Here is an 11,641-nt window from a genome sequence, read left to right as displayed (position 1 = left end):
TTTTGAATCAATTATCATTTCCATTTTGATAAAGCTGAATATCTATTCTATTTTTATCGCCTACTAAATGATCGTTTAACTCAATGTTCAAAATGAACAAAATTTACCAATTCTTAATTGTGGCTTTTCTTCTTATTGGTTGTAAAACCGAGAGGCAAAGTCTTACAAAAATTACTTATCATCCAACTTCTATCGATAATTCAATAACTCCGGATGATACGCTCTCAACTCTTATCAAACCCTATAAAGAAAAATTGGATAAAAAGATGAATCAGGTGCTTTCATCTACTCCTGTTGATCTTGTGAAATGGGGAGAGGTAAACACACTTGGGAACTTCACTTGTGATGCAACTAGAGAGTATGTAGAGAATCACACAGAAGCGAAAGTTGACATCTGCTTGATGAACAACGGAGGCTTAAGGTCTAATATTTTTGCCGGAGATATTTTAGTGAGAAATATCTATAAGTTAATGCCATTTGATAATAAGTTGATTATCATTTATCTAAAAGGGGATGAAATGATGGATTTAATCAATATGGTAGCCAAAAATAAAGAAGCAATTTCAGGTTTGCTTTTGAAATTAGAAGGTGATAAAGTGGTTGATGCTAAGGTCAATGGAGAAGATTTTGACCCTAATAAGGAGTATGCAATATTAACTTCAGACTACTTGTACCATGGCGGAGACAATATGAGTTTCCTAAAAAAAGGTACTGGATATATAGATCTTGAACTAATGATACGAGATGTATTATTAGAATATTGTAAGTCTAAGCCAAATGGCATTGTTGTAGATAATAAATCAAGGATTATTTAAGGAAATGGAGAACAATAGAAGAGAATTTATTAAAGTTTTAGCGAAAGGTTCTGCATTAAGTACCTTAGGTTTATTAATGCCTATGTCGTGGGCTTCTGCTGATCAGAAACCTGTTAAAATCACAATTTTACATACCAATGATACGCACAGTCAGATCGAACCTTTCCCTGATAGCCATAAAAGATATGGTGGTTTAGGCGGTGTTGCCAAGCGTAAAGCTTTGGTTGAAAAGATCAGAAAAGAGGAGGATAATGTGTTATTATTAGATGCTGGAGATATATTTCAAGGCACTCCTTATTTTAACTTTTTCAAGGGAGAGATTGAATTCAAATCTATGTCAGAGATGAAATATGATGCCGCAACAATGGGAAATCATGATTTCGATAATACTATTGACGGCTTCTCTGAGATGTTACCGCATGCCAATTTCGATTTTCTAGTTAGTAATTACGATTTTAAAAATACATCAGCTGACGGGAAAACTAAACCGTACAAAATCTTTGAAAAAGGCGGTTTAAAAATTGGTGTATTTGGAGTTGGTATTAAATTAGATGGCCTAGTATCTAAGTCCTGTTATAAAGAGACAATCTATCTTGATGCTATTGAAAAGGCACAAGAGATGACTAAAACTCTAAAAGAGGAGAATAAATGTGATCTTGTGATCTGTCTTTCTCATTTAGGTTTTAAAGCGTTCAATGAAGGTGATTATTCTGACATGGTTTTGGCTGAAAAAACAAAAGATATTGATGTGATCATTGGAGGACACTCTCATACATTCTTAGATGAGCCTGTTGTAAAGAAAAATGCAGTTCAAAAGGATGTATTGATCACTCAGGTAGGGTATGCTGGAATTAAATTAGGTAGACTAGATTTCTACTTCAATCAAAAAACAAAAGAAAAGTTAGCTTATAATACAGATGCTTTTAATAGCTACTTAGTCTGATTTTATGAAAGTTACCTTTAATCACTTAAGCCTTGGGCTGAGTATTACAGTAGCACTTATTTTTTTGGTTTTTCCAAAGCATAGCATTGATGTAGTAAACAATGTTGTAGGAGTTCTTTTGTTAACGTTTGATACAACTTTCCTGCTCATTATTACATCAATACTTTTGCTTTGTTTAATATTAATAATATCTCCTTACGGGAAAGTTAAATTGGGGAATTCTACACCAGAATTCTCCAATTTATCATGGTTCTCCATGCTTTTTGCAGCAGGTATGGGATCTGGTTTGATTTTCTGGGGAGTAGCAGAGCCAATCTTCCATTTGTCATCTCCCTTAAATAGCACTAACGATATTATCATTGCGTTAAGTATCACTAATTTTCATTGGGGATTGCATGCTTGGAGTATTTATGCTTTTTCGGGATTAATCATAGCATGGTTCACCTACAACAAAGGCAGGAAGATGACAATTTCTTACACTTTGTCCTCCAAAACAGGATACTTATTGAAAAGTGTAGATATACTAGCTGTTTTTTCAATTCTCTTTGGTGTATCTGGTACATTAGCCAATTCAATAGCATTAATCCAGACAGGTTTGAATTCCATTTTCGAGAGTGAAGTATTAGGCTTGAAATTTAGGGTTATCCTTCTTCTTTTTATCGCTGTTATTTTTACTTTATCATCTCTTTCGGGGTTAAAAAAAGGGGTGCAATTATTGAGTAATTTTAATGTGTTCTTAGCATCTGCATTATTGCTTGTGATCATCTTTTGTGTTGGGGTTGCCCCATTATCCAGCTTATTTTTTGAGGAATTGATTGATTATTTCCTTTTTTTACCTAAAGTTTCCTTTTCAATCAATGAGGCAAACGCAGAGTGGTCAAGGGCATGGACCATTGTGTATCTTTTATGGTGGGTGGCATGGGCTCCATTTACAGGGTTGTTTATAGCAAGAATATCAAAAGGCAGAACAATCAGGGAATTCTTAATTTGCGTAATCGGTGTCCCTACTCTAATATCTATGATTTGGTTTGTAGCTTTTGGAGGTGGAAGTAGTATTATGAGTAATTATTCAACGATTGAAACTGAAGTGATGAAGGATTATACTCAAGGTATTTTTACTTTTTTCGATGCATTTCAATACCCGTTATTACTTTCCCTTATTGCCATTGTTTTATTGATCACTTTCGTAATTACAAGTGCCGACTCAGCTGTTTATGTGACCGCATTGCTGACAGAAGAAGAATCTAAAACAAATAAAATGATGTGGAGCCTTGTAATGATAGGTATCACATTAGCATTGATTTATGAAAATAACGTTGACTTGAATAAAGTGATTGCTATTGCAGGGGCAATTCCATTTATTTTTTTGTTGATATTTCAGGGGATTTCTTTTCTTTTTAGTTTGGTGAATTCAAATGGAATTGAAAATAAAAAATGATAATTGTCATTAAATTTAAGATTGTTATTAAAAAGTATAGTTCTATCACGCTGTAAATGTGCTTATTTTGTGATAATAACTATAGAAGGATTTGTGGTAACCTTTTGAGCATGTTTGAAACATCTCTTACTGCAGAGTAAAGTATACGATTGAGAATGAATAAATTTGATGTAATAATAATAGGAGGTGGGCAAGCAGGATTGTCAGTGGCTTATTTTTTAAATAGGCATGGTTTGAAGTTTTTAATTTTAGATGATAACCAAAAAGCAGGAGGAGCATGGAATAAAGCTTGGGACTCACTTCAGTTATTTTCTCCAGGGGTCTATTCTTCTTTATCTGGGTGGATGTTACCTCCTCCTGAAAAGGAATATCCAACCAAAAAAGAGTTTATCAGTTATCTTGAGAAATACGAAAAACGTTACAATTTCCCAATTGAAAGACCTGTAAAAGTAGAGGATACAGTTTATGAAAATGGACTTTACCGTATCAAAACCAATAAAGGAGAGTATTTAACGAAAGCAGTGGTTGGTGCAACAGGAACAGCATCAGGACCAAAAATTCCTCAATATGAAGGAATAGATTCTTTTTTAGGACAACAGTTGCATTCTGTTGACTATCAGAAGCCCTCAGATATTCAAGGCGATAAATTATTGATTGTTGGAGGAGGAAATAGCGGAGCTCAACTAGTGGCAGAATTGACTCAACATAAAAAAGTACAGTGGGCTACTTTATCACCTCCAAATTTTTTACCTGATGACGTAGATGGTCGACACCTTTTTGAGCAAGCGAATAAAAAATACAGAGAATATTTAAAAGGTGAAATCTCAGAGGAAGCCTATTCAATCAGTGATATTGTAATGCTCGATTCTGTGAAAGATGCAAGAGAAAGAGGGGTGTTGAATCATAGACCAAGCACATTCACTTTTACTTCAGATGGTGTAATTTGGGAAGATGGTACTCATGAACAATTTGATACTGTATTGTGGTGTACTGGCTTTAGTACAAAGTTGGATTATCTTTCTTCATTGAATATTGTTGAAAATGAAAAAGTAAAGACAAAGAATACTAAAGTACTAGGGCAAGAGGGGTTATGGCTAGTGGGAATGGGAAACTGGACTGGCTATGCTTCGGCAACAATTTATGGAGTTGGAAAAACCGCTAGAAGAACCGTTGAGGAAATTGTAGCTTATATTCTACAATAATATGCGTTCTTTTGAATGTAAATGAAAAATCTTATTTGTTTCCCTTCTATTTTTGATTGTACCCTTAAACTCACTCTAAAAAACGACTTTTGTAATGGTTTTGTACCCTCTTCAATTTTTAATTTGTACCCATTATTAAAGTGTTTAATGAACACTTAGTACCCGAAAATGTCATACTTTGAATTATTGTAAATAGTTGTAAATGAAATAGTTTTGAAGTGTAACCAGCAAAGAGGATTGTAATTCTTCAGTAACACTCCTCATTCAAGCTACTACATTAAATTATTTTTAACTATCAACTATTGAACAATGCAAAGCTTAACTAGAAAGTTCAGGCTTGGACTTTATGCATGCCTTATTGGTATGCTCTCTTTTGCAAGTGCTTACGCTCAAATTGACAGCGGAAGCCCTTATGCTACAAGCGATCACCAAAAACAAGTCATCGGATATGTACCCAACTGGGATGCATGGAAAGGTGCAGACTTCAACATTCCGAAAGGAGCGCTCAACCACTACAACATTGATTACTCACAGTACACCATTCTTAATTTCTCCTTCTTTGGAGTGGCTGTAGATGGATCTATGCACAGTGGTGATTTGAGAAACAAGCAGATTTACCAAGAAAGTGCGATTCAAAGCCCTGCCGATTTATTACATCCGGATAAGTACTCGTCTCATGATCAGGCAATGGTACTTGGTTTTCCTCAAGAATTCTGGGGATGGGATGAAGTGCTGTCAGAATTAGGTTATGAGCCTCACCCTGATGGAGGTTGGAAAGGATGGACTAAAACTGCTACTGGTGAAACAGGCGGTTGGCCATTGACAGAATATCCTACACCGGGTATGATTGGTATTGCACATGAGTACGGAGTGAAAGTAATGGCCTCTATTGGTGGCTGGTCAATGTGTAAGCATTTTCCAGAAATGGCGGCAGATCCTGTTAAAAAGGCAAGATTCTTAGAAGATTGTAGAACTTTGGTAGAAGATTACGGTTTTGACGGAATTGATATCGACTGGGAATATCCAGGGCCATTTGCAGGTATGAATTTTACAGGTTCTGAAGCCGATTACCACAATTTTACGCTTTTGATGCAAGACATCAGAGATGTGATCGGGCCAGACCGTTTACTAACAGCGGCGTTTAGTGCAGCTCCTGCAAAATTGCAAAATTTGGAGTGGACTGAATTAAACAAAGTAATGGACTACTACAACATGATGTCTTATGATTTTCATGGTGGATGGTCAGGTATTTCAGGTCACAATTCACCATTATATCCTTATGATGGTGAGGAGTGGGGAGATTTCTCATGGCATACAACATTCTCTTATATGCGTGATGAACTAGGTGTTGATACTGAAAAGATCAACATGGGAATGGCCTTTTATGGTAGAGGTGTCGTTGTGGAAGGTACTCCTGGCGTGAATGTGCCGACCATTAAAAAAGATGTTACTTTCTCTGTAGATGGACCAGTTTCATCAGCGGCAGATTTAAATAACTGGGGTGCTACGGAAGGTTCTCCATACTATTTCCAAGTAAAAGAAGCTTTGGCGTCTGGTGGCTGGACAAGACACTGGGATAGTCAAGCTCAGGTTCCTTATATGACGAAAGAGGCAAATGGTGTAAGCTATTTCACAAGTTACGATGATGAGGAGTCTATTGGTCTGAAATCAAAATATATCACAGATAACAATATTGGAGGTGTGATAATCTGGACTGTATTTACAGATTGGAATGTGGGTGCTGAAACTGGAAAGGTTGGAACTTATCCGTTATGTCCTGATACGAAGCCAGAATTAGTACATGTTGTTAATAAGGTTTTTGCAGAAAATGCAGGTCCTGTTAATCCAGCTCCTGTAGTGGCATTGACTTTACCTTCAGAAGCCATCGAACAAACTGAATTAGCTGAAGTGTCTTTCACTTTTACAGCATCTGATGATACAGGAATTGCTTCAATTGCAGTTTTAGTCAATGGAAATAATGCAGCTTATACCACTTCTGGAAATACAAATACAGTATCTTTCTTGCCTTCAGCGTATGGTGAGCAATCTGTAGAAGTGACGGTAACAGATGATCAAGGAAAATCGACAATTAAAACGGGTACTATTACTATTTCAGATCCTACTGTACCGAATATAGATCCAACTGTATCAATTACATCACCATTAGATGGAACAAAAATCACTTCGAAAACATTAGATGCAATTGAAATTGTATTGGATGCACAAGATGAAGATGGAACGATTGCATCAACGCTTATTGCAGTAGATGGTCAAGAATTTACAGCTTCACCAGCTTCTTGGACGCCATCAGCTTTTGGAACTTATACTATTGCAGTAACTGTAACGGATAATGAGGGAGCAACCGCTAGTGCTTCTGTTTCTATCACAATTGAAGAGGAAACTACAGGTACAATAGGATGTGATGCTCCAGAATATCAAGGATATCCTACAATTTACAACTCGGGTGATGTAGTTAGCTATAATGGAATTCTCTATGAAGCGGCTGTTAATAATTTATACAATGTGACTCCAGGTTCAGCAGAACATTGGTGGAAAACATTAGGTCCATGTGAAGTAGGTCCTGTAGCACCATCAGTTTCTTTTAATGCACTTGCATCTGAAACTGTAATGGTAGAAAGCTTCCCGCATACATTAGATTTATCAACGACTAGTACTGATGAAGACGGGACAGTGGTTTCGACTGAAGTAACGGTTAATGGTGAAGCAGTAACAGGTACATCATTTGATATCAATGCTTATGGAGAATATACTGTTGTGGCAACGGCTACAGATAGTGATGGTTTGACAGCAACGATTCAAGCGGTAGTAACTGTAACCGAACCTCAGCCATTAGCACCTGAAGTGACATTAGCTTTATCAGCTTCTGGAACTGTTGAAGTTGAAACACTTCCATATACATTCACAATCTCATCTACTTCTTCGGATCAAGACGGTACTATTGCTTCAACAGAGTACACTGTCAATGGTGACGTAGTTGCAGAAGGCGATTATAGTGTTACTATTTTTGGAACATACACTGTAGCAGTAACTGTAACTGACAATGATGGTTTAACAGCTTCGGATAGTAAAGTAATCACGGTTTCAGAAAAGCCAGATGTAGTAGAATGTCCTTATCCTGAATGGTCATCGACAGAGGTTTACACAGGTGGAGACAAAGTAGTTTACAATGGTGTAATTTACAGTGCAAAATGGTGGACACAAGGTAATGCTCCTGACGGTGGTGATCCTTGGTCAGATACTGGTGAAGTTTGCGGAAATGGCGGTATCGGTGATGTAGTACCAACAGTAACATTTATTCATCCATCTGGAGATACTTATACTTCGTTGACAACAATTGATATTGCAGTTGAAGCTACTGATGAGAATGGAACAGTTTCTAACGTTGTATTAACTGTGGATGGAATGACGGTCAATGCTTCTTCAACGACATTCACTCCAACAGCTTTCGGTACTTATGAAATCACAGCAACAGCAACTGATGATCAAGGTAATGTGACTACAGCTACAAAAGCGGTTCAATTCACAACTTCAGCGGTTAATGATATCAATGCAGACGGTAGTATTAATCTGACAGGTCCATTTGCGCCAGCTCCAACAGGACAACAACGTATTATTGGTTATGTTCCAACTTGGAAAGGAAGCCCTGGAGATTTGGATTATACTAAAGTTACTCACGTTAATGTATCGTTCCTTGTTTATGATACAAAAGTAGGCGGTGCTTATACAGATGCTGATTTTGCAAGTGGTGAATATACAGCTGAATCACTTCATGTACTAGATTCATTATTGCCGATCATTGTTCCAAAAGCACATAGTGCAGGAGCTACAGTTTCAATCGCCTTAGGTGGTGCAGAAGATTATGGTTTCCTTAAAGTAATGGAAGGTTATAGAAGTAATCCAGCTTCAATTGATGCGGCAGCTGATAAATTATTAGCTTTTGTAGATAAGTATAACTTAGATGGAATTGACTTGGATATGGAATGTTTCTGGCAAGATCCTGCAATTCCGGGTACTTCAGAGCAAGGTGGTAGAACAAGAGGTACAGATAAATGGGGTGGAGAAGTAGAGCAAGGAGCTCACCCTGCCGCTTATGGATTGACTTTATTGGCGAAGAAATTAAGAGCGAAGCGTCCATCAATGCTTTTATCATCAGCTGTTTTTGCTACGCCTTGGTATGGTAATAACTATGATGCTGATTTTGTAGAATACCTTGATTGGTTAGGCTTGATGACCTATGACTTTACAGGTTCTTGGAGTGATTCGCCAATTGGTCCTCACTCATCATTGTATGATGTAGACAATAGTAAATACGCTAAAGCAAGTGCTGATAACCCTATTTATTCTGTAGAAACTTCATTAGAATACTGGAGTGGTAACTGGTCTACTTGGCAAGGGTCTGGTCACGGTGTGAATAAGAGTAAGCTGACAATTGGTGTGCCTTTCTACGGTTATGATCTTTCACTGACAAAAGCTGAGGCAGGGCAAGGAGCCAATGGATTCTATTTTATCGGTTATGATGAAATTGTAAGTTTATATCCTGATGCACCTACTTCTTATGATCCAAATGACGCCAATCAGTTAAACGGTTATGTGGGTCTTGATGGAAGAGATATCTACTTTGAAACACCAAAAGGAGCGGCGGCAAAAGTGAATTATGCAAGAAATAACGGTTTACAAGGTACAATCATCTGGGAATTGACTTTTGATGTAGAGGATCCTTCAATCAGTTTGTTGAATGCAATGAATAATGCAGCTTCAAGTAGTACAAGACAAATTGCTGTAAATAATCCATTGGAAGGTGAATTATTGGAAATGACTACTTATCCAAACCCTTTCAACACTACAGCAAGCATTCAGTTGAATGTACATGAGTCTGGTAAAATGAATCTTCAACTGATCAGTTTGCAAGGTAAAGTATTGAATACAATCATTAAGGATGTTCAAGTAGGACAGACAGTGATTGATTTGGACGGAGCCTCGCTTACTTCTGGCATTTACTTAGTAAAAGTCCAAGTAGGAGAGCAGCAGATTGTGAAGAGAATTTTGAAGAAATAAATCATATCTCAATCTAATGAATAGGGTGGAAGAAAGTGAATGTTTAGTACACTACCCACCGTACAGACTGTACGCTATTCACCGTACTGCTTGTACACTATACACCGTACAGTGTGTACGGTGGACAGTGTACAGGGGCTACATAAGTATTAGGATAAAAAAAATATCATTTGTCCTGGTACTTAAATAAAGAGAAGCTATTTCACAACACGTGAAATAGCTTCTTGTCTTTGACAGAATTTTAGTGATTATGAAGATGTTCTGGATGACCATGCTCACAACATCCTAATTCTTTTGGTAAGAATACTTTATGCTTTGAACCTGTATTTGTTAGGTTGCCATCATTTTCTTTTTGATAAGTATACTTACCATCCATAATTGTGGCATATACTTTAATGTCCGCAATGTCTCTTAAGCCAGCTTCAAAAACATTTTCTTCTAGAATCACAAAATCAGCATATTTTCCTACTTCAACTGAACCGATTTTATCCTCCATTCTCGCTTGCCATGCAGGGTAGATGGTTACCGCTTTGATTGCCTGTTCTACTTGCATTGGCGTTTTTGTAGTAGGGAAAGGTATTGAGTTCTCATTTTGCGGATCTTGTAACGTTACAGCTCCTTCAACACTGAACAGTGGATCTACAAGGTTTACAGGTGAACTAGGAACATCAGCACTGATACTTAAATTGTGTCCTTCATGAACAGGCAACTCTGTGTATCGCATATAGTAATTGTCTGTTCTGTACTTGCCCATAAATTTATAAGCATCTTTTGCTTGACCCTGCCAGTCAGAACCAAATAATGGAGTAGTATTCACTGGAATCTTCATGTCCAAAACTCTTTGATGATCGTCAGGGTGTGTCCAGAAATAATGTTGCAATACATTTCTAGCAGCAGTATTTCCTTCTTTTATTGAAGCTTCAATAGCATCAATAGTATATCTTGTTGTTGCTGTTCCGTCTACGTGAGTATGCACATCCAATCCATTTCTGTTGGATTTTAAGTGAATTTCCATCAGCTTATCTTGACCAACACCTGATACTCCCTTAGAATCAATATTGCTGAAATTTTCAAGCATCAATGAAGTGTTGCTATTCCAGTTTCCTTCAGGGTGAATTTTAATACCATGTAGTCTAAGGCGGTCTGAATTATATTTCCCTTTTAATTTAAGAGCATCAGCAACGAACTCGTCTACATCGAAATCAGAATTTTTATAGACATAATTCTGGAAAGTTCTGATTTTTAACTCACCGATTTTATCCAATGAATCCAACATCTCAAAAGAATAAACCATATCCTTTTTGTAACGCTCAAAGTTCATCAAGTTAGGAGTGATTAGGCCTTGATTAATTACAGTAGTCATACCAGTTGAAGCTGATTTGTTATAAAGTACTTCTTGACTTTCCTCCATCATTTTGGCAGGGTTCCAAGCACCAGCTTTGATATAAGCCTCCAGCCAGATGATTTCAACACCCACACCTTGAGGAGAACCATCAGGATTTCTTCTCCAATACGACATCCCCGGAACGGTATCAGGAGAGTCCTTAGTGACACCACCTGCTTCCAATCCTTTTGTATTGAACCACATATCATGAATAGTAAAGTCAAATATCATTGCAGGACGATCTGGGACAGCTTTATCTAGTTCCTTTGCTGTTGGCCATCCACCATAAGTATCTTTATTCCATCCATAACCAAAAACAATTGGCTCTTCCGGATGACTATCTGCATATTCTTTGATCATTCTAAGGTAGTCCTCCTTTGATTTTGCGTCAAAAAGTTCTACTCCTGCTTTCATCCAATTGGAAGAAATAAGATGATCATGACCACTTACAAAGCCTGGAAGCATCATTTTCCCATCAAGATCTACGACCTCAGTATTCGAATTAATATATTTTTCTATTTCATTATCATTACCAACAAAAACAATTTTATTGTCTTTAATCGCAACAGCTTCAGCCCATTTCTGTTGCTCATTAACGGTGTAAATTTTACCATGAAGAAATACTTTGTCTGCCTTTTCTATGTTTTCACATGAAGTGAATAAAGCGAATGTAAGAAGTCCGATAATTGCGGAGAATTGTATTAATTTTTTCATTTTTCTAGAGTTTATTATCTACTTATGGAAGGGGAAAGTAGGAGAGAAAACCCTATTGTATTTGAAAAA

The 11,641-nt window shown here is 37.0% G+C and carries 6 protein-coding genes; 5 read left to right on the top strand and 1 reads right to left on the bottom strand.

Annotated elements, in window-relative coordinates; translation table 11 throughout:
• The first annotated feature begins 92 nt into the window (after positions 1 to 92).
• The 5 genes from AVL50_RS00995 (at position 93) to AVL50_RS00975 (ending at position 9,474) form a co-directional block, all read left to right on the top strand.
• Positions 93 to 815 (top strand): 5'-nucleotidase C-terminal domain-containing protein, encoded by a 723-nt coding sequence (locus AVL50_RS00995; RefSeq protein WP_172826735.1) that lies wholly within the window; start codon positions 93 to 95, stop codon positions 813 to 815.
• Positions 816 to 819: 4 nt separating this feature from the next.
• Entirely contained in the window at positions 820 to 1,758 is a 939-nt protein-coding gene (locus AVL50_RS00990) for a bifunctional UDP-sugar hydrolase/5'-nucleotidase (protein ID WP_062614610.1), read from the top strand.
• A 4-nt stretch (positions 1,759 to 1,762) separates the two neighbouring features.
• Complete coding sequence (locus tag AVL50_RS00985; RefSeq protein ID WP_062614609.1) at positions 1,763 to 3,196, top strand: BCCT family transporter; 1,434 nt, start codon at positions 1,763 to 1,765, stop codon at positions 3,194 to 3,196.
• Between the two features lie 155 nt (positions 3,197 to 3,351).
• Positions 3,352 to 4,398 carry an ArsO family NAD(P)H-dependent flavin-containing monooxygenase gene (locus AVL50_RS00980; protein ID WP_062614608.1) on the top strand — a complete coding sequence of 349 codons (1,047 nt, stop codon included), beginning with the start codon at positions 3,352 to 3,354 and terminating at the stop codon, positions 4,396 to 4,398.
• Positions 4,399 to 4,707: 309 nt separating this feature from the next.
• Positions 4,708 to 9,474: a glycosyl hydrolase family 18 protein gene (locus tag AVL50_RS00975; protein ID WP_062614607.1), complete on the top strand. Its 4,767-nt coding sequence runs from the start codon at positions 4,708 to 4,710 to the stop codon at positions 9,472 to 9,474.
• Positions 9,475 to 9,715: 241 nt separating this feature from the next.
• Here the strand turns inward: AVL50_RS00975 and AVL50_RS00970 are convergent, their stop codons facing one another.
• Complete coding sequence (locus tag AVL50_RS00970) at positions 9,716 to 11,572, bottom strand: amidohydrolase (RefSeq protein ID WP_062614606.1); 1,857 nt, start codon at positions 11,570 to 11,572, stop codon at positions 9,716 to 9,718.
• Between the last annotated feature and the right edge of the window lie 69 nt (positions 11,573 to 11,641).

Origin of the sequence: Flammeovirga sp. SJP92 (assembly GCF_001583495.1) — a bacterium.
GTDB lineage: Bacteria > Bacteroidota > Bacteroidia > Cytophagales > Flammeovirgaceae > Flammeovirga.
This window is presented reverse-complemented; position numbering and strand designations above follow the sequence as displayed.

What these genes read in the sequence shown, in the direction of transcription:
- AVL50_RS00990 (WP_062614610.1), top strand. Translation starts at nt 820, where the DNA reads ATGGAGAACAATAGAAGAGAATTTATTAAAGTTTTAGCGAAAGGTTCT.
- AVL50_RS00975 (WP_062614607.1), top strand. Translation starts at nt 4,708, where the DNA reads ATGCAAAGCTTAACTAGAAAGTTCAGGCTTGGACTTTATGCATGCCTT.
- AVL50_RS00970 (WP_062614606.1), bottom strand. Translation starts at nt 11,572, where the DNA reads ATGAAAAAATTAATACAATTCTCCGCAATTATCGGACTTCTTACATTC.
- AVL50_RS00985 (WP_062614609.1), top strand. Translation starts at nt 1,763, where the DNA reads ATGAAAGTTACCTTTAATCACTTAAGCCTTGGGCTGAGTATTACAGTA.
- AVL50_RS00980 (WP_062614608.1), top strand. Translation starts at nt 3,352, where the DNA reads ATGAATAAATTTGATGTAATAATAATAGGAGGTGGGCAAGCAGGATTG.
- AVL50_RS00995 (WP_172826735.1), top strand. Translation starts at nt 93, where the DNA reads ATGAACAAAATTTACCAATTCTTAATTGTGGCTTTTCTTCTTATTGGT.